General features: G+C 73.4%; 24 protein-coding genes. 8 read left to right on the top strand and 16 right to left on the bottom strand.

The features are described from left to right. Window positions 1-26: 26 nt before the first annotated feature. Window positions 27-941 (bottom strand): MerR family transcriptional regulator, encoded by a 915-nt coding sequence (locus tag EDD40_RS26475; RefSeq protein WP_246038357.1) that lies wholly within the window; start codon window positions 939-941, stop codon window positions 27-29. Between the two features lie 282 nt (window positions 942-1,223). On the opposite strand from EDD40_RS26475, the gene EDD40_RS26470 reads away from it, so the two are divergent. Then, window positions 1,224-1,520, top strand: coding sequence for a WhiB family transcriptional regulator (locus EDD40_RS26470; protein WP_033428626.1), 297 nt, complete (start codon window positions 1,224-1,226; stop codon window positions 1,518-1,520). A 96-nt stretch (window positions 1,521-1,616) separates the two neighbouring features. On the opposite strand, the gene groL is transcribed toward EDD40_RS26470, so the two are convergent. After that, complete coding sequence (gene groL / locus EDD40_RS26465) at window positions 1,617-3,242, bottom strand: chaperonin GroEL (protein ID WP_123745325.1); 1,626 nt, start codon at window positions 3,240-3,242, stop codon at window positions 1,617-1,619. Between the two features lie 81 nt (window positions 3,243-3,323). Beyond that, window positions 3,324-3,617 carry a co-chaperone GroES gene (gene groES / locus EDD40_RS26460; RefSeq protein ID WP_015105192.1) on the bottom strand — a complete coding sequence of 98 codons (294 nt, stop codon included), beginning with the start codon at window positions 3,615-3,617 and terminating at the stop codon, window positions 3,324-3,326. 226 nt (window positions 3,618-3,843) lie between these two features. Between groES and EDD40_RS26455 the strand changes: the two genes are divergently transcribed. Next, complete coding sequence (locus EDD40_RS26455) at window positions 3,844-5,361, top strand: alkaline phosphatase D family protein (RefSeq protein ID WP_123745324.1); 1,518 nt, start codon at window positions 3,844-3,846, stop codon at window positions 5,359-5,361. Here EDD40_RS26455 and EDD40_RS26450 read toward each other — a convergent pair whose 3' ends face one another. Then, complete coding sequence (locus tag EDD40_RS26450) at window positions 5,362-6,222, bottom strand: NAD(P)-dependent oxidoreductase (RefSeq protein ID WP_123745323.1); 861 nt, start codon at window positions 6,220-6,222, stop codon at window positions 5,362-5,364. A gap of 125 nt (window positions 6,223-6,347) precedes the next feature. Between EDD40_RS26450 and EDD40_RS26445 the strand changes: the two genes are divergently transcribed. Next, window positions 6,348-9,335 carry an AfsR/SARP family transcriptional regulator gene (locus tag EDD40_RS26445; RefSeq protein WP_123745322.1) on the top strand — a complete coding sequence of 996 codons (2,988 nt, stop codon included), beginning with the start codon at window positions 6,348-6,350 and terminating at the stop codon, window positions 9,333-9,335. A 69-nt stretch (window positions 9,336-9,404) separates the two neighbouring features. Here the strand turns inward: EDD40_RS26445 and tsaD are convergent, their stop codons facing one another. Genes tsaD through tsaB form a run of 3 tightly spaced genes read right to left on the bottom strand, consistent with a single transcriptional unit; the run spans window position 9,405 to window position 11,579 of the window. Next, complete coding sequence (gene tsaD / locus EDD40_RS26440) at window positions 9,405-10,457, bottom strand: tRNA (adenosine(37)-N6)-threonylcarbamoyltransferase complex transferase subunit TsaD (RefSeq protein ID WP_123745321.1); 1,053 nt, start codon at window positions 10,455-10,457, stop codon at window positions 9,405-9,407. Further along, complete coding sequence (rimI, locus tag EDD40_RS26435; RefSeq protein WP_123745320.1) at window positions 10,450-10,908, bottom strand: ribosomal protein S18-alanine N-acetyltransferase; 459 nt, start codon at window positions 10,906-10,908, stop codon at window positions 10,450-10,452. The genes tsaD and rimI overlap by 8 nt, the downstream gene beginning before the upstream one ends. Further along, window positions 10,905-11,579 carry a tRNA (adenosine(37)-N6)-threonylcarbamoyltransferase complex dimerization subunit type 1 TsaB gene (tsaB, locus tag EDD40_RS26430; protein ID WP_123745319.1) on the bottom strand — a complete coding sequence of 225 codons (675 nt, stop codon included), beginning with the start codon at window positions 11,577-11,579 and terminating at the stop codon, window positions 10,905-10,907. The genes rimI and tsaB overlap by 4 nt, the downstream gene beginning before the upstream one ends. Before the next feature lie 71 nt (window positions 11,580-11,650). Here tsaB and EDD40_RS26425 point away from each other — a divergent pair, with 71 nt between their 5' ends. The 4 genes from EDD40_RS26425 to EDD40_RS26410 are packed head-to-tail and all read left to right on the top strand — an operon-like array spanning window position 11,651 to window position 14,898. After that, on the top strand, window positions 11,651-12,022 hold the full coding sequence (locus tag EDD40_RS26425; protein ID WP_123745318.1) for a MerR family transcriptional regulator: 372 nt from the start codon (window positions 11,651-11,653) through the stop codon (window positions 12,020-12,022). After that, the gene (locus EDD40_RS26420; RefSeq protein WP_123745317.1) at window positions 12,010-12,315 is read left to right on the top strand and encodes a thioredoxin family protein; all 306 of its coding nucleotides are present in this window, start codon (window positions 12,010-12,012) and stop codon (window positions 12,313-12,315) included. Before EDD40_RS26425 ends, EDD40_RS26420 begins: the two co-directional genes overlap by 13 nt. A gap of 34 nt (window positions 12,316-12,349) precedes the next feature. Further along, complete coding sequence (locus tag EDD40_RS26415; RefSeq protein ID WP_123748291.1) at window positions 12,350-13,687, top strand: acyl-CoA synthetase; 1,338 nt, start codon at window positions 12,350-12,352, stop codon at window positions 13,685-13,687. Continuing rightward, window positions 13,684-14,898 carry a carboxyl transferase domain-containing protein gene (locus tag EDD40_RS26410; protein WP_123745316.1) on the top strand — a complete coding sequence of 405 codons (1,215 nt, stop codon included), beginning with the start codon at window positions 13,684-13,686 and terminating at the stop codon, window positions 14,896-14,898. Before EDD40_RS26415 ends, EDD40_RS26410 begins: the two co-directional genes overlap by 4 nt. A 46-nt stretch (window positions 14,899-14,944) precedes the next feature. Here EDD40_RS26410 and tsaE read toward each other — a convergent pair whose 3' ends face one another. From tsaE to glmS, 5 genes are all read right to left on the bottom strand, one after another. Beyond that, window positions 14,945-15,403 (bottom strand): tRNA (adenosine(37)-N6)-threonylcarbamoyltransferase complex ATPase subunit type 1 TsaE, encoded by a 459-nt coding sequence (gene tsaE / locus EDD40_RS26405; RefSeq protein WP_236594537.1) that lies wholly within the window; start codon window positions 15,401-15,403, stop codon window positions 14,945-14,947. Further along, window positions 15,400-16,503 (bottom strand): alpha/beta fold hydrolase, encoded by a 1,104-nt coding sequence (locus tag EDD40_RS26400; RefSeq protein WP_170185202.1) that lies wholly within the window; start codon window positions 16,501-16,503, stop codon window positions 15,400-15,402. The genes tsaE and EDD40_RS26400 overlap by 4 nt, the downstream gene beginning before the upstream one ends. Next, window positions 16,500-17,612: an alanine racemase gene (gene alr / locus EDD40_RS26395; protein WP_123745313.1), complete on the bottom strand. Its 1,113-nt coding sequence runs from the start codon at window positions 17,610-17,612 to the stop codon at window positions 16,500-16,502. Before alr ends, EDD40_RS26400 begins: the two co-directional genes overlap by 4 nt. A 153-nt stretch (window positions 17,613-17,765) precedes the next feature. Continuing rightward, entirely contained in the window at window positions 17,766-19,160 is a 1,395-nt protein-coding gene (locus EDD40_RS26390) for an NAD(P)H-hydrate dehydratase (RefSeq protein ID WP_123745312.1), read from the bottom strand. A gap of 15 nt (window positions 19,161-19,175) precedes the next feature. Next, window positions 19,176-21,038, bottom strand: a complete 1,863-nt coding sequence (gene glmS, locus EDD40_RS26385; protein WP_123745311.1) for a glutamine--fructose-6-phosphate transaminase (isomerizing) — start codon at window positions 21,036-21,038, stop codon at window positions 19,176-19,178. 134 nt (window positions 21,039-21,172) lie between these two features. On the opposite strand from glmS, the gene EDD40_RS26380 reads away from it, so the two are divergent. Beyond that, window positions 21,173-21,988, top strand: coding sequence for a dienelactone hydrolase family protein (locus tag EDD40_RS26380; protein WP_123745310.1), 816 nt, complete (start codon window positions 21,173-21,175; stop codon window positions 21,986-21,988). A gap of 170 nt (window positions 21,989-22,158) precedes the next feature. Here EDD40_RS26380 and EDD40_RS41135 read toward each other — a convergent pair whose 3' ends face one another. From EDD40_RS41135 to EDD40_RS26365, 4 genes are all read right to left on the bottom strand, one after another. Then, the gene (locus tag EDD40_RS41135; RefSeq protein ID WP_148088919.1) at window positions 22,159-22,368 is read right to left on the bottom strand and encodes a hypothetical protein; all 210 of its coding nucleotides are present in this window, start codon (window positions 22,366-22,368) and stop codon (window positions 22,159-22,161) included. A gap of 200 nt (window positions 22,369-22,568) precedes the next feature. Further along, window positions 22,569-23,024: a hypothetical protein gene (locus EDD40_RS26375; RefSeq protein ID WP_123745309.1), complete on the bottom strand. Its 456-nt coding sequence runs from the start codon at window positions 23,022-23,024 to the stop codon at window positions 22,569-22,571. Further along, window positions 23,021-25,891, bottom strand: coding sequence for a WXG100 family type VII secretion target (locus tag EDD40_RS44465; protein WP_123745308.1), 2,871 nt, complete (start codon window positions 25,889-25,891; stop codon window positions 23,021-23,023). Before EDD40_RS44465 ends, EDD40_RS26375 begins: the two co-directional genes overlap by 4 nt. Further along, the gene (locus tag EDD40_RS26365; protein ID WP_123745307.1) at window positions 25,891-26,193 is read right to left on the bottom strand and encodes a hypothetical protein; all 303 of its coding nucleotides are present in this window, start codon (window positions 26,191-26,193) and stop codon (window positions 25,891-25,893) included. The genes EDD40_RS44465 and EDD40_RS26365 overlap by 1 nt, the downstream gene beginning before the upstream one ends. Between the last annotated feature and the right edge of the window lie 5 nt (window positions 26,194-26,198).

Here is a 26,198-nt window from a genome sequence, read left to right as displayed (position 1 = left end):
AGGGGTCGGGCGGGGTGGGGCACGGGTCAGCAGACGGCGCGTTCGACGGCGTCCGCGGCGGCGGCCAGGTCGTTGATCCGCTCGGCCGGCTGCGGCACGACGCCGCGTTCCCAGCCCGGACCCCCGGCGAACACGCGGACCTGCTGGCGGGTCCTCGGCAGCGCCGTCACGACACCCGGATCGGCGTAGCGCGGCAGCTGCGCCCACAGCACCACGGCGGCCGGGGCGGTGCGGCGGACGGCCGAGGCCAGGGCGTCCGCGGGCAACGCCGCACCCAGTTGGCGCACCCCGACGCCGCGCTGCGCCAGCACCGCCGCCAACGGGTACAGCGGCAGGTTGTGCCGTTCGTCCGGCATGCACGCCAGCAGCACGGGACGGTGGTTGCGGGGCGCCGCCACGACCGGGGTGGCGCGGACCACGGCGGCCAGCACGCACTCCTCCACCAGGTGCGACACCTCGACGCCCGCACCGGAGTGCTCCCACCTCGCCGCGATCGCCGCCATCACCGGCCGCACCACCTCGTCCCACGTGGTGATCACGCCGTCCGCCTCGATCGCGTCGGCCAGCAGCGCCTGCACCGCCGCCGAGTCCATCGCCAACGCCGCCCGCCCCACGCCCCGGGCCCGCCGGTTCGCCTCCTGCAGCTTCAGGCCGCGCCCGCCCGCCGGCGCCGAACCGCCGTCGAGCTCCCCGCCGGTCAACGACGGGGGCACGGCCGTCAGCGGCGCGCGGACCGGGCTGGCGAGGGCGTACTTGGCGGCTTCGGCGGACGACGCGCCGCGCAGCAGGGCCCGCTGCATCAGCTCCAACCTGGCCACGTCGAGTGGCGCGTACTTCCGGTGTCGCCCGGTTGTGTGATCGCTGGGTCCGAGGCCGTACCGCCGGTCCCAGGTGCGGAGGGTGGCCGGCGCGACACCGAGCCGGCGTGCGACGGCGGCCACCGAGAGGGTCACCGAATGCGCGGGATCGTCTTCCGCCGCAACGATTTCCTGACCGCCTTCCGACACGGTCCCGGCGTGGTCAGGTGGCGTCATCACGCTGACATCGTCCGTTCACCTCACGTCACCGGCAACTCCGGCTCGGGCCCTGATCGATCACCCATCGTATGAATTGCCGGCAAAAGCCCCCGCACCCCCTTGAACAAGTTTTGGCGCGGTTCTACGGTGGATCATCGTTAAGCCGAATGGAGCAGTTCTCGTCCATGGGCCAAGGAGGCGGTCTCGATGGCGGACACCCGAAGGCTTCCCGGTCCCAACGCGGATCTGTGGGACTGGCAGATGCGCGGCTCGTGCCGCGGGATGGACAGCGCGTTCTTCTTCCACCCGGACGGGGAGCGCGGACCGGCGCGGGCTCGGCGGGAGGCACGGGCGAAGGCCGTGTGCCTGTCGTGCCCGGTGTTGGAGATGTGCCGGCGGCACGCCCTGGCGGTCCAGGAGCCCTATGGGATCTGGGGCGGCCTGTCGGAGTCCGAGCGGGACAGCATCATCAAGGCGCGCAAGCGGCAGTTGACGCCCGCCTGACGCCGAACGCGCGGGAGGGACGGCACCTCGTGGGTGCCGCCCCTCCCGTTCGCGCTGTTCCGACCTGTGATGCCTGGTCAGTGACCGTGCACCTGGTCAGTGACCGTGGCCGTGGCCGTGGCCGTGACCGCCGGCGCCGGCGGGCTCCTCTTCCTTCTTCTCCACGACGGCGCTCTCCGTGGTGAGCACCATGCGGGCGATGGAAGCGGCGTTGGTGACCGCGGAGCGCGTCACCTTCACCGGGTCGATGATTCCGGCCTCGAGCAGGTCGCCGTAGACCAGGGTGGCGGCGTTGAGGCCGAAGCCCCAGTCCTGCTCGCGCACCTTGTTCACCACGACGGCGCCTTCGAGGCCCGCGTTCGCGGCGATCCAGAAGAGCGCCGAGCCCAGGGCCTCGCGGACGATCGCGACACCGGTCGCCTCGTCACCGGACAGGCCGAGCCCGCCGTCGAGCACCTTGGCCGCGTGCACCAGGGCCGAACCGCCGCCGGGCACGATGCCCTCCTCGACCGCGGCCTTGGTCGCCGCCACCGCGTCCTCGATGCGGTGCTTGCGCTCCTTCAGCTCGGTCTCGGTGGCCGCGCCGACCTTGATCACCGCGATGCCGCCGGACAGCTTGGCCAGCCGCTCCTGCAGCTTCTCGCGGTCCCAGTCGGAGTCGGTGGCCTCGATCTCGCGGCGCAGCTGCTCCGCGCGACCCGCCAGGTCGGCCTTGGCGCCGCCGCCGTCGACGATGGTCGTGTTGTCCTTGGACACGACGACCCGCCGGGCGGAGCCCAGCACGTCGAGGTTGGCCTCGGACAGCTTGAGGCCGACCTCGGCCGCGATGACCTGCGCGCCGGTGACGACGGCCAGGTCGTCCAGGAACGCCTTGCGGCGGTCGCCGAAGTACGGCGCCTTGACCGCGACCACGCGCAGCGTCTTGCGCAGGGCGTTGACGACCAGGGTGGACAGCGCCTCGCCCTCGACGTCCTCGGCGATGATCACCAGCGGCTTGCCGGCCTCGGCGACCTTCTCCAGGATCGGCAGCAGGTCGGCCAGCGCCGAGATCTTCTCGCGGTGCAGCAGGATGCGGGCGTCCTCGAACACCGTCTCCTGGGCTTCGAGGTCGGTGGCGAAGTGCGCCGACACGTAGCCCTTGTCGAACTGCACGCCCTCGGTGATCTGGAGCTCGGTGGCCATCGAGGAGGACTCCTCGACGGTGATCACACCGTCCTCGCCGACCTTCTCGATGGCTTCGCCGAGCAGGGCGCCGATGGACTCGTCGCGGGACGAGACGGTGCCGACCTGGGCGATGTTGTCGCGGCCCTTGACCGGGGTGGCCTTGGCCTTGAGGGCGTCGACCACGGCCTCGGCGGCGGCCTGGATGCCGACGCCGAGCGACATCGGGTTCGCGCCGGCCGCGACGTTGCGCAGGCCGACCCGCACCATGGCCTGGGCCAGGACGGTCGCGGTCGTCGTGCCGTCGCCGGCCACGTCGTTGGTCTTGGTGGCGACGCTCTTGGCGAGCTGCGCGCCGAGGTTCTCGAACGCGTCGTCCAGCTCGATCTCACGGGCGATGGTCACGCCGTCGTTGGTGACGGTGGGCCCGCCGAACTTCTTGTCGAGGACGACGTGCCTGCCGCGCGGGCCGAGGGTGACCTTGACGGTGTCCGCGAGCTTGTTCACGCCGCGCTCGAGTGCCCGACGAGCGTCCTCGTCGAAGCTGATCTGCTTGGGCATTGCCTACGCCTCTCTTGATGCGAAACGCCCCGGGAGCCCCGGTGAGGGGTTCGCCGGGGCGTCTTGCGTGTCAGCCGAGCGTCAGTTGATGACGGCCAGCACGTCGCGGGCGGAGAGGATGAGGTACTCCTCGCCGTTGTACTTGACCTCGGTGCCGCCGTACTTGGAGTAGATGACGACGTCGCCGACAGCCACGTCCACCGGGACGCGGTTGCCCTTGTCGTCGATCCGGCCGGGGCCCACCGCGATGACCTTGCCCTCCTGGGGCTTCTCCTTCGCGGTGTCCGGGATCACGAGGCCGGAAGCGGTCGTGGTCTCGGCCTCACTGGCCTGGACGACGATCTTGTCCTCGAGCGGCTTGATGTTCACGCTCACCGGGCTGACCTCCACGGTCGTCGAAAGCGTTGGCAGGTTGCGTTACGGCTCCTGCCACCCCGCCGTCGCGGGGGTCGGGGCGGTTGCTGGTGCCGTGCGTCTAGCACTCTACCCATGCGAGTGCCAACGCTTCAACGAACCCCCCACAACCGGCCGGGTGAAGTCGTCCACTCGTGTCACACCGCCGTTCACCTCGTCGCCAACCTCGTCGGGAACGGTGTGGCGCATGACCACGGTGACCCGACGTTCCCTGCTCATCGGCGGTGTGGCCGGTGTGGCGCTCGCCACCGCCGGCGCGGGCTTCCCCCGGCTCGACGACCCCTTCACCCTCGGCGTCGCCTCCGGCGACCCCCGCCCCGACGGCGTGGTGCTGTGGACGCGCCTCGCGCCCCGGCCGCTCGCCGAGGACGGCCTCGGCGGCATGCCCGACCGGGTCGTCCCGGTGCACTGGGAGCTGGCCGAGGACGAGCGGTTCCGGCACGTGGTGCGCCGCGGCGTGCAGCCCGCCCGGCCCGAGCTCGGGCACAGCGTGCACGTGGAGCCGTTCGGCCTGCGGCCCGGCCGCGAGTACTTCTACCGGTTCCGGGTCGACAACCACCTGTCCCCCGTCGGCCGCACCCGGACCACGCCCGAACCGTGGGTCCTCGGGCAGGACCTGACCATGTGCTTCGCGTCGTGCGCGCACTACGGCGAGGGCTACTTCACCGCGTACCGGCGGCTGGCCGAGGACCACCCGGACGTGGTGCTGCACCTGGGCGACTACCAGTACGAGTACGCGGCGAAGGCGGCGGACGTGCGCCCGGTGCTCGGGCCGGAGACGCGGACCCTGGCCGACTACCGGCTGCGGCACGCCCAGTACAAGACCGACACCGACCTCCAGCTCGCGCACGCCGTGGCGCCCTGGCTGGTGGTGTGGGACGACCACGAGGTCGAGAACAACTGGGCCGACGACGTGCCCGAGCAGCCCGACCCGGCCTTCGCGGCCCGGCGCACGGCGGCGTTCCAGGCGTACTACGAGAACATGCCGCTGCGGCGCGGCGCGCGTCCCGACGGCGTCGACCTGCGGCTCTACCGGCGGGCGCAGTGGGGCGGACTGGTCAACTTCCACATGCTCGACACCCGGCAGTACCGCGACGACCAGGCGTGCGGCGACGGGTGGAAGACCTGCGCGGACGCCGGGCTGCCCACCCGGTCGATCACGGGCGCGGAGCAGGAGGAGTGGCTGCTCGACGGGTTCCGGCGCTCCCGGTCGCGGTGGGACGTGCTCGGCCAGCAGGTGTTCTTCGCCGAGCGGGACCGCAGGGAAGGGCCGGAGAAGGAGGTCTCCATGGACGGGTGGGACGGCTACCTGGCCTCCCGCGACCGGGTGACGCGCGGGTGGGTCGACGCGGGTGTGCGCAACGCCGTCGTGCTGACCGGCGACGTGCACGCGCACTACGCGGCGGACGTGAAGCTGGACTGGCACGACCCGGCGTCGTCGCCGACCGTCGGCACCGAGCTGGTGTGCTCCTCGGTCACCTCCGGCGGTGACGGCGACGACACCTCCGACGAGGTGCAGCTGCGGCTGAACCCGCACATCAAGCTGCACAGCCGGCGGCGCGGCTACGTGCGGACGAAGTTCACCGCGCGGGAGATGCGGGCCGACTTCCGCACGCTGCCGTACGTGCGCACGGCCGGGGCCGGGGCCACGACGCTCGAGTCGTTCGTCGTCGAGGACCGCAACCCCGGCCTGAACCCCGCCTGATCAGCCCCGCAGGACGTTGACCAGGGCGGTGAAGCTGTCCTTGCCGTGCCCCGCCGCGATGGCGCGGTCGTAGAGGGACTTCACCGCCCCAGGCAGCCCGGCGTCGATCCCGGCGGCCTCGCTCGCGCCCACGACGTGCGCCGCGGTGGCGCCCATCATGGCCGTGGTGGCGAGGTCGCCGGGGTGCTCGCCGGAGTCGACGTGCTTCGCGATCCCCGGCACGTACATCGACAGCGTGGAGACGTTGTCGCTGAGGTAGGGCGCGAACCGCTCGGCCGAGACACCCGCCGACCTCGCCAGGGCGATGCCGTGCAGCATCGCGGCCAGCGAGGTGAGGAAGACGTCGAGCTGCGCCTGGTAGAGCATCTGGGCGAGGCCGTGGTCCGCGCCGAGGTAGTCGGGCCTGCCGATCACGGCGAGCGCGTCGGCGTGCCGGTCGAAGACCTCGCGCGGCCCGCTGTAGAAGACGTAAGCGTCGGGGTGGCCGACCATCTCCGCGTTCGCCATGACGCCGCCGACCAGCAGCTCCGCGCCGCGTCCGGCCAGCCGGGCGGCGGCCTCGACGGTCTTGCCCGGGGTCTCGGAGCTGAGGTTGACGACGACGCGGCCGGCGAGGTCGACGCCGGCGAGGACGTCGTCCATGGCGGCGTAGTCGGTGAGGCTGAGGACCAGCAGCCGGTTCGCGGCCACGGCGTCGGCGGCGGTGGCGGCCCGGGCGGCGCCCTTGGCGACGAGGGCGTCGGCGCGGGACGGGGTGCGGTTCCAGACCGTGGTCGGGTGGCCGGCGTCGAGGAACCGGGTGACCATCGCCTGGCCCATCGGGCCGAGGCCGAGCACGGTCAACGGGGTCTTGGCAGTCATGTGTTCTTCACTCCTTCGTGTGACTTCCACGGTGGCCGGGGGCGCGCACGGTCCGCTGGGGGTTCGCTGCGGGTCGGCTGGGTCCGCCGGGGTCCGGCCGACGGCGGCCCGGTTACGGTCCGGGCGTGAGATTCGGGGTGTTGGGGCCGCTCGGGGTGTGGACGGCGGGCGGTGGGGCGGTCCGGGTGCCCGAGGCGAAGGTCCGGCTGCTGCTGGCGGACCTGCTCGCGCACGAGGGGCGACCGGTGTCGGCGGACCGGTTGGCGTTCGACCTGTGGGGCGACGAGCCGCCCGGCAACCCGGTGAACACGTTGCAGACCAAGGTGTCGCAGCTGCGGCGGGCGTTGGAGGCGGCCGAGCCGGGCGCGCGGGAGCTGGTCGCGCACGGCCCGGCCGGGTACGCGGTGCGGGTCGACCAGTCGACCTTGGACGTGCTGCGGTTCCGGGAGCTGGCCGCGGCCGGGAGGTTCGGCGAGGCGTTGGCGTTGTGGCGCGGCGAGCCGCTGGCCGAGTTCGCGGACGCGCCGTCCCTGGCGCCCGCCGTGGCGCGGTGGGCCGAGGAGCGGTTGGCCGCGCTGGAGGAGTTCGCCGGGTCGGTCCCGGACGGGGTGGACCTGGCGGCCGAGGTGGCGCGGCACCCGCTGCGCGAACGTTTGCGCGGACTGCACATGCGCGCCCTCTACCGGGCCGGGCGGCAGGTCGAGGCGTTGGCGAGCTACGCCGAGCTGCGGCGGTCGCTGGCCGAGGAGCAGGGGCTGGAGCCGGGGCCCGAGCTGGTGGCCCTGCACCGGGCGATCCTCCACCACGACCTCGGTCCGGAGCCGGCGCGCACGAACCTGCCGGCGCCCGTGACGGAGCTGGTCGGCCGGGACCGGGCGGTGCGGGACCTGTGCGAGCTGCCCCGGGACGCCCGGTTGGTGACGCTCACCGGTCCCGGCGGGGTCGGCAAGACGAGCCTGGCCCTGGAGGTCGCCCGGCGGGCGCCGGGCTCGGACGTGGTGTGGCTGGTCGAGCTGGCGGGGGTCGGCCGGGCCGAGCAGGTGGTGGGCGCGGTGGCCGACGTGCTCGGCGTGCGCGAGGACGCGTCGGGGACGGCGCTGGTGGAGGCGTTGCGCGGCCGGGAGGTGCTGCTCGTGCTCGACAACTGCGAGCGGCTGGTCGAGCCGGTCGCCGCCCTGGTCTCCCGGCTGCTGCGGGCCGTGCCGGGGTTGCGGGTGCTCGCCACCAGCCAGGAGCCGCTCGGCCTGGCGTTCGAGACGGTGTGGGCCGTGTCGCCGTTGGACCTCTCGGACGCGGTCGCCTTGTTCGCGGCGCGCGCTGCCGCCGCCGCGCCCGGCTTCACCGTGACACCGGACAACGCGCCGGTCGTCGAGGCGATCTGCCGACGGCTCGACGGGCTGCCGCTGGCGGTGGAGCTGGCCGCGACGCGGGTGCGCGGGATGGGCGTGCCGGCGCTGCTCGACCGGCTGGACGACCGGTTCCGGCTGCTCGCCACCGGGCACCGGGACGCGCCCGCCCGGCAGCGGACGCTGCGCGCGATGATCGACTGGAGCTGGGACCTGCTCGGCGACGTCGAGCGGACCGTGCTGCGGCGGCTGTCCGTGCACGTGGACGGGTGCGCGCTGGACGCCGCCGAGGCCGTCTGCGCGGGTGGCGGGGTGGCGGCCGACGAGGTGCTCGACGTGCTGACCCGGTTGGTGGACCGGTCGCTGGTGGTCGCGCCGGAGCACACCGGCGAACCGCGGTTCCGGCTGCTGGAGTCGGTCGCCGACTACGGGCGGGAACGGCTGCGCGAGGCGGGCGAGTTCGAGCGGGTGCGGGCGCGGCACGCGGCGTTCTACCTGGCGCTGGCCGAACGGGCGGACCCCCGGTTGCGCGAGGCCGGGCAGTTGGCGTGGCTGGCGCGGCTGGACGCGGACACGGCGAACCTGCGTGCCGCGCACGACGCGTCGGGGTCGGCGGACGCCGTTCGGCTGACGCGCGCGCTGACCTGGTACTGGTTCCTGCGCGGGCGGCTGCGGGAGGGTCGGCGGCTGATGACCTCGGCCGATCCGGTGACGGCGGCGTGGCGGGCCGGGTTCGGCGTGCTGCTGGGCGAGGCGGCGGACCCGGCCGCGGTCGCCGGCGTGGCGGAGGTCGCCGACCGTCCGCGGCAGGCACGAGCCCGGTGGTTCCTCGGCTACGTCCTGTCGACCGTGGGCGACATGCCGTCGGCCGAGGAGCTGACCGGCCAGGCGTTGGCGGCGTTCGAGGAGCTGGGCGACGAGTGGGGCGTCGCCGCCGCGCACAGCGACCGGGTGAGCCAGGCCCTGGCCCGCGGCTCCGTCGAGGAGGCGCGGGCTTCGGCGGCGAGGTGCGCGGCGCTGTTCGAGTCCCTGGGCGAGCGGTGGGGGCAGCTGAAGGCGTCGTTCGGGCTGGGGGTGCTCGCCCAGTTGGCCGGCGACCACGACCGCGCGGAAGCCGTGCACCGGGAGGGGTTGCGGGTGGCGGAGGAGCTGCGGTCGTGGCCGGAGGTGTCGTACAAGCTGTCGTGGCTGGGGCGGGTGGCGTTGACCCGCGGCGACTACGCGAAAGCGCGTGACCTGCACGAACGGGCCCGGCGGGCGGCGGCCGAGCACGGGTTCTCGCCGGGCGAGGTGTACGCGGAGACGGGGTTGGCGCTGGGCGCGCGGCGGGAGGGGCGGCTGGACGCGGCGCAGGCGCACTGGGAGCGGCTGCGGTCGTGGCACCGGCAGGTCGGGTTCGCGGCGGGCGCGACGTTGGTGCTGGCGGAGCTGGGGTTCGTGGCCGAGCTGCGAGGTGACGCGGAGAAGGCGGCGGAGCTGCAGTCGGAGGGGTTGGCGCTGGCCCGGGAGGTGGGCGACCCGAGGGCGATCGCGTTGGCGCTGGAGGGCACGGCGGGCGCCCGGGCGTTGGCGGGCGACGCGGCGACGGCGGCCCGGTTGTTGGGCGCGGCGACGGCGGCGCGCGCGTCCGTGGGCGTGCCGCTGCCGGCCGGTGAGCGGGGTGACGTGGACCGGATCGCCGCCGCGGCCCGTGCGGCGTTGGGCGCGGAGGGGTTCGCGGCGGCGTTCGAGTCCGGGCACGCCGAAGGGCTCGACGTGACGTTCTGAGCGTTCAACTCGGCTGTCCCGAACGTAGGACACGGGTGTCCTGAAGGTAGGACACGCGGGTGGGGAGGGTCAGAGGATCTGGATGGTGCTCACGGGGAGGCCGGGGGTGGTGGAGAGGTCCATGGCGGAGGGCTTCGCGCCGGCGGCGACCAGGTGCGCGCCGAGGGCAGCGATCATCGCGCCGTTGTCGGTGCACAGCCGGGGACGCGGGACGCGCAGCTCGATGCCCGCCTCGGCGCAGCGCTCGGCCGCGAGGCCCGACAGGCGCGAGTTCGCCGCCACGCCGCCGGAGATCACCAGGGTGTCCACGCCCAGGTCCTTGCAGGCCCGGATCGCCTTGGCGGTCAGCACGTCGGCCACCGCCTCCTGGAACGACGCGGCGACGTCGGCCAGCGGGATCTCCTCACCCGCGCGTTCCTGCTTCTCGACCCACCGCGCCACCGACGTCTTCAAGCCGGAGAACGAGAAGTCGTACTTCGAGTCGCGCGGCCCGGTCAGCCCGCGCGGGAACGCGATGGCGCAGCCGTTGCCCTGCTTGGCGAGCTTGTCGATCGGCGGACCGCCGGGGTAGGGCAGGTCCAGCAGCCGGGCCACCTTGTCGTAGGCCTCGCCCGCCGCGTCGTCCACGGTCGACCCGATCTCGGTGATCTTCTCCGCCAGGCCCTCGATGAGCAGCAGCTGCGAGTGGCCGCCCGACACCAGCAGCGCCAGGCACCGCTCCGGCAGCGGGCCGTGCTGGAGGGTGTCCGCGGCGACGTGCCCCGCGAGGTGGTTGACGCCGTAGAGCGGCTTGTCCAACGCCGCCGCGTACGCCTTGGCCGCCGACACGCCGACCAGCAGCGCCCCCGCGAGCCCGGGACCGGCGGTGACCGCGATGGAGTGCACGTCCCGCAGCTCGATCCCGGCCTTCTCCACGGCGCGGCGCATGGTCGGCACCATCGCCTCCAGGTGCGCGCGCGACGCGACCTCGGGCACGACGCCGCCGAAGCGGGCGTGCTCCTCGACGCTGGACGCGACCTCGTCGGCGAGCAGTTCCATCGACCCGTCCGGGCCGAGCCGGACGATGCCGACGCCGGTCTCGTCGCACGAGCTCTCGATACCGAGGATGAGCCGGTCAGTCACGGTTCGCGGGCCTTCCCATCGTGTACGCGTCGGCGCCCGACGGCTGGTAGTAGCGGCGGCGCAGGCCGACGTGCTCGAAGCCGTGCGCCAGGTAGAGGCCGATCGCCCGCGCGTTGTCCGTGCGGACCTCCAGGAACACCGGGAGCCCGCCCTCGTCGGCCTTGGCGAGCAGGGCGCGCAGCAGGGTCTTGCCCACGCCGGCGCCCTGGTGGTCGGCCACGACGGCGATGGTGTGCACGCTGGCCTCGAAGTCCGTCAGGCCGAGCCCCGCGTACCCGATCAGCGCGCCGCCGACGTACGCGCCGACGTAGAAGTTGCCGTTGTCCAGCTCGCTGCGGAACGCGTTCGCGCTCCACGGGTCGTCGCCGGGGAACAGGTCCTGCTCGATCCGCGCGCACCGCGCCGCGTCCTCCCGGCGCAGCGGCGCGATCGTGACGGTGCCGGAGTTCACGCCTTGGTCACCCGCTTGCGACCGACCGGCTCCACGGCGTCGGGACGCCGCAGGTAGAGGGGGGTGAGGGCGGCCGGGCGGGCGCCGGCCAGCAGCTCCTCGGCCGCCACCGCCACCAGGGACACCGGCGACGGGTAGCGCGCCGCCACCACCGGCAGCCCGATCACGTCGGCGTACAGCTCCGCGCCCTCGCCGGCGGCCTCGGCCACCGCGGGCAGCTTCGCGACCAGGTCGGCGGGCCGGTCCACGTGCGGGCCGTCGGTGCGCCGGCCGGCCGCGTCGTAGGCCGCCCAGTACACCTCCTTGCGCCGCGCGTCGGTGGCCACGAGCAGCGGTTTGCCGGTGGCGGCGTCCAGCGCCACGGCGTCCGGCGTCGGCACGGGGTACACGGGCCGGTTGAGCGCCTGGCCGAGGGCGGCGGCGGTGACCAGGCCGACGCGCAGGCCGGTGAACGGTCCGGGTCCCGAGCCGCACACGATCGCGTCGAGGTCGGCGAGCCGGTGACCGGCCTCCGCCAACGCCGCCTGCAGGTGCGGTGTCAGCAGCTCGCCGTGAGCCTTCGCGTTCACCGTCACCCGCTGGGCGAGCAGCCGGGGAGGCGAGCCGGGCGTCAGTTCGACGACACCGGCCGTCACGGCGGGGGTCGCGGTGTCCAAGGCGAGGACCAGCACAACTGACAAGGGTATCGGGTGGCGTGGAGCACACTTGTGTTGACGTCCACGTCAAGGCGGAGGATCGACGCGTGCGCATCGGAGAACTGGCCCGGCGGGGTGGCACGACCACCCGCGCGCTTCGCTACTACGAGTCCCTCGGCCTGCTGCCCGCCCGCCGCGCGGCGAACGGCCAGCGGGAGTACGACGAGGAAGACCTGAGGCTGGTGCACGAGATCCGCTCGCTCGCCGACATCGGGTTCGCGCTGGAGGACACGCGGCCGTTCGTGCAGTGCCTGCGCGACGGCCACACCACCGGCGACGCCTGCGCGGCGTCCGTCGAGGTGTACCGGCGCAAGGTGGCGGAGCTGGACGACTGCATCACCCGGTTGCAGGCCGTTCGGGACCAGGTGCGCGCGCAACTGCGGGAAGCCGAGCAGAGGAGCGGGCCGTGCGGACGTTGACCGACGACGAGTTCACCGGGGCCGTGGCCGCCGGGAACGTGCTGGTGGAGTTCGGCGCCGACTGGTGCGGGCCCTGCCGGATGCTGGAACCGGTGCTGGACGAGATCGACCGCGAGCGCGGCGACCTGACCGTGGTGAAGGTGGACATGGACGCGAGCCCGCGCACGGCGCGCGACCAGCGGATCATGTCCGCGCCCACGCTCCAGCTCTACCGGGACGGCCGGTTGGTGGCACAGACCGTGGGCGCCCGGCCGAAGATCCACCTGATGGCGTGGCTCGAACCACACTTGTGATGCGGGCCGCATCCGGCAAGGTCACTGTATGGAGATGCTGCTGCCGGCGCTGGCCTCGCCGTCGTCCAAGATCGCCCTTCGCTTCCCCGAGCGGGAGCTGAGCTACGAGCGGTTGGCGCGCGAGGCGCGTGCGGTCGCGGCCGGGTTGGCCGGCGCGCGGCGGGTCGCGGTGTGGGCCCGGTCGACGCCCGAGACGTGCGTGGCCGTGGTCGGCGCGCTGCTGGCCGGTGTGCCGGTGGTGCCGCTCAACCCGAAGATCGGGGAACGGGAGCTCGCGCACGTCCTCGCCGACAGCGCGCCGGACCTCGTGGTCGACGACGAGCTGCCGTCCGGCCCGGAGGTCGACCTGCCGGAGCCGGACGGCGAGGCGCCCGCGTTGATCGTCTACACCAGCGGCACGACCGGGCCGCCCAAGGGCGTGGTGCTGCCCAGGCGGGCCCTGGCGACGAACCTCGACGCGCTGGCGGAGGCGTGGGCGTGGACCGAGGACGACGTCGTCGTGCACGGCCTGCCGCTGTTCCACGTGCACGGCCTCGGCGTCGGGGTGATCGGGCCGTTGCGGCGGGGCGGGACGGTGCGCCACCTCGGGTCGTTCAGCGTGGCGAAAGCCGCCGAGGCGCTGCGCGACGGCGGCACGATGATGTTCGGCGTGCCCACCATGTACAGCCGGATCGCGGCCGAGCCCGAGCACGCCGAGGCGTTCGGCGGGGCCAGGCTGCTGGTGTCCGGCTCGGCCGCGCTGCCCGCGACCGTGCACGAGCGCATCGAGCAGCTGACCGGTCAGCGGGTGGTCGAGCGGTACGGGATGACCGAGACGTTGATGAACACCAGCGTCCGCGCGGACGGCGACCGGCGGCCCGGGACGGTCGGGGTGCCGTTGGACGGGGTGCGGGTGCGGGTCGTCGGGAGCGAGTCGGGTGACGAGCCCGGCGAGGTCGAGGTGCGCGGGCCGAACCTGTTCCTGGAGTACCTGAACCGGCCGGACGCCACGCGCGAGGCGTTCCGCGACGGCTGGTTCCGCACCGGCGACCTGGCCGTGGTCGAGCCGGACGGGTACGTGCGGATCGTCGGCCGCCGGGCCACGGACCTGATCAAGAGCGGCGGCTACAAGATCGGCGCGGGCGAGATCGAGAACGCCCTGCTGGAGCACCCCTCGGTGGCCGAGGTCGCGGTGACCGGCGAGCCGGACGACGACCTGGGCGAACGCGTGGTGGCGTGGGTCGTGGCGAAGGGCGAGGCGCCCCCGCCGGAGGCGTTGAGCGACCACGTGGCCCGGCTGCTGTCGCCGCACAAGCGGCCGAGGGTGGTCCGGTACGTGGACGCGTTGCCGCGCAACGACATGGGCAAGGTGCTGAAGCGGGAACTGCGGTGAACCCGCTCGGCTGGCCGGGGTACGAGGAGCAGCTCGACCGGGCGCGGGAGCGGTCCGGTGGCGTCGAGTCGGTGTCGTGGCGGCGGCTGCCGCGCGCGGTGGAGGTCGCCTTCGACTTCCGGTTCCTCGGCGGTTCGGTCGGCACGGCCGCCGGCGCGCTGATCGAGGAGGCGTTCACCGAGGCGCGGCAGGCGTGGCTGCCGGTGGTGTCGAAGATCGCGACCGGTGGCAGTCGGATGCAGGAGGGGATGCTGTCGCTGCGGCAGCTCCAGCGGGTGGCGCGGCTGTGCGCCGTGCACCGGGAGGCCGGGCTGCCGCACGTGTCCGTGCTGCGCGACCCGACCACCGGTGGGCTGTGGGCGTCGCTGGGGGCCGGCGCGGACGTCGTGGTCGGCGTGTCCGGCGCTCAGGTCGGGTTCGCGGGCAGCCGGGTGCGCCCGGTGGACGATCCCGCCTACACGGCGGAGGGCCAGTTCGCGTCGGGCACGGTGGACCTCGTGGTGCAGCCGCGGGACGTCGACGTGACCGTGGCGGAGCTCCTCTCCCTGCTGACGCGCGGTGACGCCGTGCCCGCCGAGGTGCCACGCGCGTTGGGTGCGCGGGACCTGCCCGCGGACGGGTGGAGCGCGGTGCTGCGGGCGCGGTCCGCGCAACGCCCCCGTGCCGCGGCTTACCTGGACGACTACTTCGACTTCCGGATGCCGATCAGCGGCGACCGGGCGGGCGGGGTCGACCCGGGGATGCTGTGCGGCATCGGGCGGCGGGGCGAGCGGGCGATCGCGTTCGCCGCGCAGACCGGCACCGCCAACACCCCGGCCGGCTTCCGCACGGCGGCCCGGCTGATCCGGCTGGCGTCCCGCTTCGCCCTGCCCGTGGTGACGTTGGTCGACACCCCGGGCGCCGCCAACGACGTCGCCGCCGAGCGGTCCGGCGTGGGCGCGGCCATCGCGGAACTGTTCGCCGCCGTCGCGGAGGCACGGGTGCCCATCACGACGTTGGTGATCGGAGAAGGCGGATCGGGCGGGGCGTTGGCGCTGTCGTCCCCGGAACACACGTGGATCACCCCGGACGCCTACTTCTCCGTGATCGCCCCTGAGCTCGCGGCCTCGATCCTCAAGCGCGACGACGTGCGACAGCTCGCCGACGACCTGCGGTTGCGGCCTCAGGACCTGGTGGAGTCCGGGGTGGTGCGCGGCATCTCGGAGGGGTGAAGCACCCGTGCTCCCCGAAGAGCGAGCACCCCGGCCCCGACCGACCTCAGGCGGGAAGCTCGCGGTCGACCCAGGCGCCGTGGGGGTGGAGGTGGGCGATGCGCACGTCGTCGTCCCGGCGTTCCAGCCGGATCAACAAGTGGTCCTCGGACAGCCGCTCGGCCGAGCCCTCGCCCCATTCGACGGCGACCACGGCGTCCACCAGGTCGGTGTCCAGGTCGAGGTCGTCCAACTCGTCCAGGTGACCACCCAGCCGGTAGGCGTCGACGTGCACCAGAGGCACGCCGCGACCGTCCGGCGAGGGGTCGTGGACGCGGGCGATGACGAAGGTCGGGGAACTCACCCGGCCCGTCACGCCGAGGCCGTCGGCCAGGCCGCGCACCAGCGCCGTCTTGCCCGCGCCCAACGGGCCGGACAGCAGCACCAGGTCACCGCCCCGCACCAGACCACCCAACTTGCGCCCGAACTCCTCGGTGTCGTGCACCTCGGGGAGCGTCACGCTCACGCTCGTCGCCACCACCGCCGCCTGCTTTCCGACCGTTCGGCGGCACTGCGCCGAACCAATCCGACCAGGTGCCCGGTGACCAGGTCGGGTTGTTCCAACATGAGCATGTGACCCGCGCCGGACACGCGGACCAGTTCACCGTGCGGCATCTCCTCGGCCATCCGCTCGGCGTGCGAAAAAGGCGTCAGCTTGTCCGCGTCGCCGCTGATGACGAGCACTTCGCAGTGCCGGAGACCGGCGAGCGCCTTGTAGCGGTTGTGGGTGCCGAGGGTTTCCAGGAACTCGGTGAGCACCTGCACCGTGGCGCCGCTGATCATCTTCTCCATCAGGTCGACCAACGACGGGCTGACCTCGCCGGTTCCGAAGGCGAACGCGCGGATCCCGCTCCACGTCAGCGTGGACGCCCGGCGCCTGATCCACTCGACCAGGCCCGGTTGCAGGCCGGCGATCCTGCCGACGCCCAGCGTCACCGGGTTGTGGCGGGACAGGACGGACTTCGGCAGGCCCGCTCCGCCGACCGCGCCGGCCGCCGTGCCGACGAGCGCGACGCCGCGCACCCGGTCGGCGAACAGGTCGGGCCGCTGCTCGGCCAACGCCATGATCGTCATGCCGCCCATGGAGTGGCCGACGAGCACGAGCGGGCCGTCGGGGGCCATCGAGCGGATCACCGCGTCGAGGTCCTTGGCGCACTGCTCGATCGTGCTGCCCTCGGTGGTGGACCGGCCGGACCGGCCGTGGCTGCGCTGGTCGTACAGGACCTGGCGGACGCGCGGCTCGGTGAGCGGGGCCAGGTCGCGGCGCTGGAAGTGCCAGCAGCGGCGGTCGAGGGCGAAGCCGTGCACCAGGACGACCGTGACCTCGGGTTTCCCGCCGTCCTCGGGGTCGACCTCCTCGACCGACAGCGGCACGCCGTCGTCGGCCGCGACGGTGGACTCGCGGGTCGGGGTGAGGCGGCCGAGCGGTTCGTCGGCGAGCGGGTCGGCGGCCAGGCGGTCGTTCGAGACCTTCTTCTGGTTCGCGGCCACACCCACCGCGACACCGGTCGCGGCGGCGCCGAGGATGCCGCCGGCCCAGCCGACGGCCTTCCACACCGTGTTCACGGATGCGCCCCGACATACGTCCGGGTGACACGCGGTCGGTACATGCCGGTGACGATCTCGTAGTCGATGGTGCCGGTGGTGTCGGCCCACTCGCGGGCCGTCGGCTCGCCCAGCGCGCCGGAGCCGAACAGCACGACCTCGTCGCCCTCGACCACCACGTCGTCGCCGCAGTCGACCACGACCTGGTCCATGCAGACGCGGCCGACGACCGGGCGGCGGCGTCCGGCCAGCCAGACGTCCATCCGGTTCGACAGGCTGCGCGGCACGCCGTCGGCGTACCCGACGGGCACCAGCGCCAGGTTCGTGTCCGTCCTCGCGGTCCAGCTCAGGCCGTAGGACACCGACTCGCCCGCGGGGATGCGCTTGGCCAGCGCGACCGCGGACCGGAACGTCATCACGGGGCGCAGGTCGGCGGGCACGGGGACCGGGTTGAGGCCGTAGATCGCGATGCCCGGGCGGACCAGGTCCAGGTGGAGGTCGGGGCGGGTGATGAGGGCGGCGGAGTTGGCGATGTGCCGGCGCGGGTCGAGGCCGGCCGCGAGCGCCTCGCGGTAGGCGTCGTCGAAGCGCTCGGCCTGGGCGTCGGTGCCGCGGTGGCCGATCTCGTCGGCCACCGCCAGGTGCGACCAGATCGCGTGAACTTCGACGTTGTGCGTCTTGGCGGCGCGTTCGACCAGCTCGGACCAGCGGGTGGCCGGGCAGCCGTTGCGGGACAGGCCGGTGTCGATCTTGAGGTGGACGCGGGCGGTCCTGCCCGCCTTGTCGGCCGCCGCCGAGATCTCCTCCAGCTGGGCGAGGGAGGAGGCGGACAGGTCGACGTCCTGCTCGACGCCGGGCGCGTAGTCGGTGCCGGCCGGGTCCAGCCAGGCCAGGATCGGCACGGTGATCCCGGCCGCGCGCAGCGCCAGGGCCTCGGCCAGGGAGCAGGAGCCGAGCCACGTCGCGCCCGCCTCGACCGCCGCTCTGGCCACCTGCACGGCGCCGTGCCCGTACCCGTCGGCCTTGACGACGGCCATCGTGTCGGCGGTGGGCGCGAGGGCGTCGAGGTGGGCGACGTTGTGCCGGAGGTTCTCGAGGTCGATCACGACCTCGGCGCGAGGAGCAGCCATAACGCCGTTCATGGTGACACAACCGCCGGGAGTCCCACCTCCGCGTCCCGCGTGTCCTGCGTTCAGAACGCGCGTGTCCTGCGTTCGCGTCACGCGTGTCCTGCGTTCGGGACCCCCGAGTTGAACGCTCAGGACACGCGCACGGCGTCGTGGTCAGAGGGGGCGGACGGCGCGGATGGCGTCGGGGATCGCGCCCAGCAGCGAGGTCGCGGGGATCGGCGCGCCGTCGGCGGCCAGCTCCGCGGCCAGGACGTGGACCTTCGCCGCGCAGCCCGCCGCCAGCACCGGGTCGAGGCCGGCGGCCAGGAGGGAGCCCAGCACGCCGGACAGGACGTCGCCGGAACCCGCCGTCGCGGCCCACGACGACCGGGCGCGGTTGACCAGCACGCGGCCGTCGGGACCGGCGACCACGGTCGCGTGGCCCTTCAGCAGCACGACGGCGTTGAACCGCTCCGCGGCCTTCCGCGCGGCCGTCACCCGATCGTCCCCGACGGGTCCGGCCAGCCGCTCGTACTCGCGGTCGTGCGGCGTCAGGACCAGCGGGGTGTCCGGGTCGCGGGCGTCCCACAGGTCGGGGTTGTTGGCCAGCATGGTGATCGCGTCGGCGTCCGCGCAGACCGGCACGCCGGCCTCCAGGACCGTCCGCAGCACCGCCTCCGCGCCCAACCCGGTGCCCAGCCCCGGCCCGACGACCCACGCCTGCACCCGGCCGGCGTCGGTGACCGATCCCGTGCACACGGCCTCCGGCCACCGCGCCCGAACGCCCTCCGCCGCCGCACCGGCATACCTGACCAGGCCGGACGTCGACAGCAGCGCCGCACCGGCGGCCAGCACCGCCGCGCCGGGGTACGTCGCCGAACCGGCCGCGATCCCCGTCACGCCCTGCGTGTACTTGTCGTCCTCCGGCCCGGGTACCGGCCACGCCAGGCCGACGTCGGCGACGTCCAGCTCGACCAGGTCCGGCCCGTGCAGCTCGCCGGCCAACCCGATGTCGACCAGCCGCACGTCACCGCAGTCGGCCAGCGCGTGCACGGGCTTGAGGCAGCCGAACGTGACGGTGGTGTGCGCGCGCACGGCGGGCCCGGAGGTCGCGCCCGTGTCGGGGTCGATCCCGCTGGGCAGGTCGACCGACAGCACGGGCGCGTCGAGGTGCGCGACGTGCTCGGCGGCGTCCGGGCGCAGCGGGCCGCGGGCGGAGAGGCCCACGATGCCGTCGATCACCAGGTCGACGTCGGCCAGGCGGTCGACCACCCGGCCCCCGACGCGACGGAACGCGGCCAACCCCTCGGCGTGCACACGATCAGGTGTCAGCAGGACAGCGGACACGGCGACTCCGCGTTTGCGGAGGTAGTAGCCCGCCCACAGCGCGTCGCCACCGTTGTTGCCCGCGCCGACGAGCAGGCCGACCCGCCGCCCGCCCGCCAGCAGCTCCGCCGCGACGACCGCCACGCCGAACGCCGCCCGGCGCATCAGCGCGCCGGCCGGCACGACCGCCATGACGCGTTCTTCCGCCGCCCTGACCCGATCCGTCGTCCACAGACCCCGCATGGGGCCAAGCCTGCCCTACTCGACCGTGACGGACTTGGCGAGGTTGCGCGGCTTGTCCACGTCGTAACCGCGGCTGCGGGCGATCTCCGCGGCCAGCACCTGCAACGGCACCGTGGAGATCAACGGCTGGAGCAGCGTCGGCACCGCCGGGATCTCGATCAGGTGATCCGCGAACGGGCGAACCGTCTCGTCACCCTCTTCGGCGATCACGATCGTGCGCGCACCCCGTGCCTGGATCTCCGAGATGTTCGACACCAGCTTCGAGTGCAGCACCGCCCGGCCCCTCGGCGACGGCATCACCACGACCACCGGCAGGCCCTCTTCGATCAACGCGATCGGGCCGTGCTTCAGCTCGCCCGCCGCGAAGCCCTCGGCGTGCATGTAGGCGAGCTCCTTGAGCTTGAGCGCGCCTTCGAGCGCCACCGGGTAGCCGACGTGCCTGCCGAGGAACAGCACGGCCTTCGAGTCGGCCAGCTCCCGACCCAGCGCGCGGACCTGCTCGATGGTGCCCAGCACCTTCTGCACGGCGTCCGCCATGGCCTCCAGCTGGTGGAACTCCTGGGCCACCTCGTCGGGGTACTTCGTGCCGCGCGCCTGCGCCAGGGCCAGGCCGACCAGGTAGTTCGCCGCGATCTGGGCGAGGAACGCCTTGGTCGACGCGACGCCGATCTCCGGGCCGGCGTGCGTGTAGAGCACGGCGTCGGACTCGCGCGGGATCTGCGCGCCGTTGGTGTTGCAGACCGCCAGCACCCGCGCCTTCTGCGACCGCGCGTGACGCACGGCCTCCAACGTGTCCGCGGTTTCACCCGACTGGGAAACGGCGACGACGAGCGTGTCGCGGTCCAGCACGGGGTCGCGGTAGCGGAACTCGCTGGCCAGCTCGACCTCGACGGGCAGCCGCGTCCAGTGCTCGATGGCGTACTTCGCGACCAGGCCGGAGTGGTAGGCCGAGCCGCAGGCCACGACGAAGACCTTGTCGACGTCCCGCAGGTCCTGGTCGGACAGGCGCTGCTCGTCGAGCACGACCCGGCCGTCGCGGAAGTGGCCGCGCAGCGTGTTGGCCAGCGCTTCCGGCTGCTCCTCGATCTCCTTGAGCATGAAGTACTCGTGGCCGCCCTTCTCGGCGGCCGACAGGTCCCAGTTCACCGTGAACGGCTTGGCCTGCGCGTCGGCGCCGTCGAAGTCGGTGACGCGGTAGCCGTCGCGGTCGATCACCACGACCTGGTCCTGGCCGAGCTCGACGGCCTCGCGGGTGTGCTCGATGAACGCGGACACGTCGCTGGCGACGAACGTCTCGCCCTCACCGACACCCACTACCAGCGGTGACGAGCGACGGGCCGCGACGACCACGTCCGGGTGATCCGCGTGCGTGACGACGAGGGTGAACGCGCCTTCGAGGCGGCGGACCACCATGCGGACGCTCGCCACCAGGTCGCCCTTGGTGTCGCCCTCGTCGTACGCGCGGGCGATGAGGTGGGCGGTGGTCTCGGTGTCGGTGTCGCTGGCCATCTCGACGCCGACGGCTTCGAGCTCGGCGCGCAGGGCGGCGAAGTTCTCGATGATGCCGTTGTGGACGACGGCGACGCGGCCCGTGACGTCGCAGTGCGGGTGGGAGTTGCGGTCGATCGGCGCGCCGTGGGTGGCCCAGCGCGTGTGGCCCATGCCGGCGGTGCCGGTGAAGGCGTCGCGGCCGACCTCGTCCAGGCGGGCCTCCAGGTTCGTCAGGCGACCGGCTTTGCGCTCGACGGCCAGGCCGCCGTCCCCGTCGAGGACGGCGACGCCCGCCGAGTCGTAGCCGCGGTACTCCAGCCGCCGCAGCCCGTCGAGCACGACGTCCAACGCCGACCTGTGTCCCACATATCCCACGATTCCGCACACGCCGCACAGCGTAACTAGACCAGGGCCGTCACCCGAACAGGCCACTTCACCGCGTTTGCGCAGGTCAGGTCGTCAATTGGTGTAGACCAATCCGAGCGTGCGCGCCGTCACCACGATCGACTACCGTTCGCGGGGTGAGCGGCTACTCGGCGAAGCAGGTGCTCGACCAGCTCAGCAGGCCCGGTGAGCACCCCGTGCTGCGCGGTGACCTGGCGCTGGTCGGGCTTCCGGGCCTGATCTACACGCCCGCGGTCGGGCTGGGGCTGCCGGCGGTGGCCTTCGGGCACGGCTGGTTGCAGCCGGTCAACCGGTACCGGGCGTTGCTGCGGCACCTGGCGTCGTGGGGTTTCGTGGCCGCCGCGCCCGGGACCCAGCGCGGGCCGCTGATGTCGTCGCGGCTGATGGCCGGGAACCTGCGGACGGCGCTCGACGTGTGCACCGGCGTGAGGCTGGGCGACGGCGGGATCAGCGTGGACGCGTCACGGCTGGCGGTGGCGGGTCACTCGATGGGTGGCGGCGCGGCGGTGCTGGCGGCGGCCGACGACCCGCGGGTGCGGGCGGTCGTGACGTTGGCCGCGTCCGAGACCCGGCCGTCCGCGCTGGACGCGGCCCGGCGGGTCGCCGTGCCGGGGTTGCACCTGGCCGGCGGGGAGGACCGCATCGCGCCTCCGGTCGGGCACGCGGAGGCCATCGCGGAGGCGTGGCAGGGGCCGGTGCAGCTGCGGTCGTTGCCGAAGGCCAGCCACCTGGGGTTCGCCGAGGGGCGGCACTGGAGCGAGCTGCTGCTCGACGGCAAGGGTGAGCGGGCGGCGCAGAAGCTGGCGCGGGCGCTGACGACGGCGTTCCTGCTGCGGACCCTCAAGGGCGAGAAGAAGTGGGACGTGCTGCTGGACGGCGACGTGAAGGGCGCTGTGCTGACGTTCCAGCGCGGCCCGCTGGTCCGCCACTGACCCACCGCCGCCTCACCCCTCAGCCGCAGGGCCGTCGCCCGGAGCCGCGGTCCCGCGCGGCCGGGTAGGGCCGCGGCGGCCTGGAGTGGCCGGCCGGGGGCCGCGTGGGGCCGGGAGGGTCCGCAGCGGCCGGGCAGGCCGGGTGCACGGCGGCGGCCAGGCAGGCCGGGTCAGCCGGGCAGGCCGGGCAGGCCGGGTCGGCGGTGGCGGCCGGGCAGGCTGAGGGCAGCCGGGGTCGCCGCGGCGGCCGGGAGTGGCCGGGCAGGCGGGTCGGCCGGGTGAGCCTGGGTCGCCGGGCGGGCCGGGGTCAGCCGGGGCTGCGGGGTCAGCCGGGTGGTGGCGAGCCGGCGGTGGGTGGGGCGTGGGGTGGTGCTGGGCATGGTTCCTGGTTCCTCCGGCCCCTCGCGTCGTGTGCCTGGTGAGCCGGTCCCCGGTGGTCGCGGTCGTTGCCGTGGTGGCGTGGGCCGTGGTTGCGGGGGGCGGTCATATCAACCGAGGTACGGGAACAGTGTTTCCGTACATTCTCGGGCGATGTTCACCCGATCGGGTTGGCACGCGGGGCGTGGGGCCGGAGGAATGGTCAGGTCAGCCAGCTCTTGCCGCCGAAATCGTCGTCGTCGTCCACCGGCGCCGGGCGGCGTGGGGCGGGGCGCGCCGGGGGTGGCGGCGGGGGCGGGGTGGCTGCCGGGGGTTGGACCGGCGGCGGCGGAGGGGCCGGGGTCCAGGCGGTGGACACCGGTGGCGGGGTCTCGTAGGTCGGCTCGTCGTCCTCGGCGCCGAACTTGTACTCGCCGCTCTTCTTCTCCGTCGCCGCCTTGGTGTTCCAGCCGCCGGCGGCCTTCTGCGCCTTCTCGTTCTCCTCCAGCCGCTCGACGATCTTCTGCGCCATCTGGCCCTGCTTGGCGAAGCTGTCCCGCGCCTGGTCCCGCGCCTCGCGCGAGTGACGTTCCCGCAGCTCACGCCGGTCGGCGTGCTCCCGCGAAATCTGGTCCATGCGGCTCATCGCCGCGGCCAGCCTGTCCGACGCGACGCTCATCGGCCCTCCTCACCCAGCACACCCTGCACTCGACTGAGGCTGACGTCGTCGTCGAACAGCGACCCGGTCGTGCGCCACTGCCCGGGGCTGCTGCGCTCGTTGTCGCCGCCGCCGCCCTGCTGACCGCCGCCGGCCATGCCGCCGCCCATCATCCCGCCGCCCATCATGCCGCCACCGGTGGCGGAACCGCCCGGTTGGCCCGCGGTCTGGGACTCCTGCATGGACGGGAGCGTGGCGGAGCCGGCCTGGCCCGCCTGCGAGGCGTTCGTGTCGGACGCGAGGCCGTGGTCGGCCGAGCCGGCCGGCGGGCTGCTCCACGTGTTGTCCGAGCCGGACGACGCCGAACCGCCGCCCAGCACCGAGTCCGCGCCGTTGAAGCCCGAGCCGCCGCCGAGGACGGAAGCGCCGGACGTCGAGGTCAGGCCCTCGGTGTTGTACTGCGGGACACCGCCGCCACCAGCGAAACCGCTGCCACCGCCGCCGTCGAAGGCGACGGGCGGCGCCTGGAAGCCCTGGGGTGCGGTGGCCTGGAACGCCGACGGCGCCTGGAACCCGGACGGCTCGGTGAAGCCGCCGCTGACGGCCGGCCCGGCGACGCTGCCCGCGAAGCCCGAGTTGTCCGGTGCGGGCGTCGGGGCGAACTGCGGCTCGGTGAAACCACCGCTGAACCCACCACCGGCCACCCCGCCACCGCCCGCGCCGCCGCCGAAGCCCTGGTCGGGAGCCGTGGGAGCGGTGAACTGCGGCTCCGTGAAACCACCGCTGACGCCACCGCCGCCCACCGCGCCACCGGCCGCGGCCGGTTCCGGTTGGCCGATCAGCGTCTCCGCCTGGGCGGGCATGGTCGTGACGTCGGACGGCAGGCCGCCGGGCACGTCGGCCGGCAGCGTCACGGCGTTGTCCAGGCCCGGGATGCTCGGCGTCTCGCCGGCGCCGGAGCCGGCGGTGTCCTCGCCGAACTCCACGCCGTACTCCTCGGGCGTGCCGTCGCCGTTGTCGACGGTGAGGTTGATCTCACCGGTCAGCGGGTCGACCTCGGCGGTGATGGCCAGGCCGTCCAGCTCGATCAACGCCTTGCCGTCGGCGCCGGCCTCGATCGGGATCGCGCCGTTCGCGCCGCCCTCGGCCGAGCCGGCCACCGCGCCGACCGCCGCGCCGGGCGTGCCGCCGGCCGCACCGGGCACGCCGCCCGAGGTGGCCGTCGCGCCGGCCAACGCGCCCGCCAGCGCCGCCCCGCCGTTCTGGCCCATCAGGGCCTTCGCCGCGTCGGGGTTGTTGCTGAAGTCGACGTCGTAGGTCTTCGGCTCGCTCGTCGGCGTGTCGACGGTGATCTGCACGTGGCCGTTCTCGTCCGGCTCCGTGATCTTGATCTCGTTGTCGCCGCTCTTGATGGTGACGGTCTCGGGCGGCTCTTCGTCGCCCTTCAGGCCGTCCGGCTTGCCGTCGCCGTCGGGCTTGCCGTCACCGTCGAGGTCGTCGGGCTTGCCGTCGCCGTCGGTGTCGCCGGGCACCTCCAGCGCGTCCGGCTTGCCGTCGCCGTCCTTGTCCAGCGGGTTCTCGGGCTTCGGCATCTCCGGCACCGACGGCATGCCGCCGCCACCGCCGGAACCGCTGCCGCCGCCACCGGTGCCGCCACCGCTGCCGCTGCCGCCGCCGCCCGTGCCGCCGCCACCACCACCGCCGCCGCCGTTGTCGTCCCCGCCGCCGTCGTCGCCGCCCTTGTCACTCGCGGGCGCCGGGAACGGGTTCTCGAACTCCGCCATGTACTTGGCGAGCGTCTCCCACTTGGCGTCCACCGAGGACTTGGTCTCCGTGCAGCAGGACTTGAACTGCTGGTAGAGGCCCCAGAACTCGCGGTTGAACGAGTCGCGGATCCACTTCTTGCACTGGTTGATGGCGTAGTCGCGGTTCTCGTCGTTCAGGCTGCAGTCGTCGGAGTTGATCCGGTCCGCGATGTTGCTGCCGGTCTTCGAGTCCACCCAGCCGGCGATCTCCGAGACGCGGTCCTTGGAGTAGTCGCCCTCGCCGCGCGCGAACGAGACGACCTTCTCGGCCATGAACGTGTCCGCCTGGCCGATCTGCTCCCGGTACATGCCGAGGACCTCGTCGGCCTTGCCCTTGCACAGCGAGTACACGCCCTGGACCGCGGTGCGGGTCAGCTTGGCCGCGCCCTCGAACGCGTCGGCCAGCTCGGTGATCTTCGGCGCGATCTTGCCGGTGTAGTGCTCGTGGGACTTGGTGGCCGCTTGGCCCTCCCACTCGCCGTACAGGCCCTTGAGCTGCCCGTCCACGTCCGACTTCATCTCGTCGATCTTGGACTTGGCGGTGGTGAACTCGTCGGCTTCCATCAGCAGCTTGTGGAAGTTGATCCCGCGCTGCTCGTCGTAGGGCTTCTGGATCTGCTCGGCGAAGTTGAGCGCGGTCGTGTTGCCGATGCAGTCGCCGGGCCGGTTGTTCCAGATGCCCTCGAACTTCTGGAACACCTTCAGCCCGGCCTGGCCCGCGTCGAACAGCTCGTCGGACAGCTTCACGCCCGCGCCGGACGAGGTCGGCGGCCGCGTCGCGTCGAGCTGCGCCTGGCCGTCGTTGACGGCCTTGGTCTGCTCCTGCGAGTTGTAGCTGTTGGACTCGCCTTCGGCCTTGGCCTCGTCGTAGCGGTTCTTCAGGCCGTCGTCGCGGGACGCGCCGTCACCCCAGTCCCACAGGCTGGAGGTGTCGTAGCGGTCCTTGTAGGTGTTCGCCTCGTCGGGGATGTTCCACGGCGCGGTCTCGGACACGTAGGCGTGCATGAGCTCCGCCTTCTTGTCCTCCGACACGTTCGGGTCGTCGAGAACGGCCTTGATGTCGTTCCAGCCCGGATCGGCCATCAGTACTGGCTCCCCAGGTCAGCGGCGTTGGAGGATTCGACATCGCCGTAGGTCGAGGCGCCGGAAGCGATCTTCCCGGCGAATCCGCCGAGCACGCTGGTCATGTTCGCGATGCCCTTGCCGAAGTTGTCGATCCCCGTCTTGTAATTGGTGAAGTGCTGCTGGTGCGCTTCACCGAAATCACGGGCGATCGTCTGGGTCTGGCCGACGTCCTTCAGCCCGTCGGCGGTCTCCTTCGCCGCATCGGAAATGCCCTTCGAGGCTTTTTGCATCGCCTCGGTACTGGTGCCGTAACCGGCCACGGCGC

It is taken from the genome of Saccharothrix texasensis (genome assembly GCF_003752005.1).
Classification (GTDB): domain Bacteria; phylum Actinomycetota; class Actinomycetes; order Mycobacteriales; family Pseudonocardiaceae; genus Actinosynnema; species Actinosynnema texasense.
Note: the sequence above shows the minus strand (reverse complement) of the source record. Positions and strands in the feature narration are given on the sequence as shown.

Excerpts from the sequence above, each read along its gene's own strand:
- EDD40_RS26470 (WP_033428626.1), top strand. The coding sequence starts at position 1,224 with ATGGCGGACACCCGAAGGCTTCCCGGTCCCAACGCGGATCTGTGGGAC.
- groL (WP_123745325.1), bottom strand. The coding sequence starts at position 3,242 with ATGCCCAAGCAGATCAGCTTCGACGAGGACGCTCGTCGGGCACTCGAG.
- EDD40_RS26455 (WP_123745324.1), top strand. The coding sequence starts at position 3,844 with ATGACCACGGTGACCCGACGTTCCCTGCTCATCGGCGGTGTGGCCGGT.
- EDD40_RS26450 (WP_123745323.1), bottom strand. The coding sequence starts at position 6,222 with ATGACTGCCAAGACCCCGTTGACCGTGCTCGGCCTCGGCCCGATGGGC.
- EDD40_RS26415 (WP_123748291.1), top strand. The coding sequence starts at position 12,350 with ATGCTGCTGCCGGCGCTGGCCTCGCCGTCGTCCAAGATCGCCCTTCGC.
- alr (WP_123745313.1), bottom strand. The coding sequence starts at position 17,612 with ATGGCTGCTCCTCGCGCCGAGGTCGTGATCGACCTCGAGAACCTCCGG.
- EDD40_RS26390 (WP_123745312.1), bottom strand. The coding sequence starts at position 19,160 with ATGCGGGGTCTGTGGACGACGGATCGGGTCAGGGCGGCGGAAGAACGC.
- EDD40_RS41135 (WP_148088919.1), bottom strand. The coding sequence starts at position 22,368 with ATGCCCAGCACCACCCCACGCCCCACCCACCGCCGGCTCGCCACCACC.
- EDD40_RS26375 (WP_123745309.1), bottom strand. The coding sequence starts at position 23,024 with ATGAGCGTCGCGTCGGACAGGCTGGCCGCGGCGATGAGCCGCATGGAC.
- EDD40_RS44465 (WP_123745308.1), bottom strand. The coding sequence starts at position 25,891 with ATGGCCGATCCGGGCTGGAACGACATCAAGGCCGTTCTCGACGACCCG.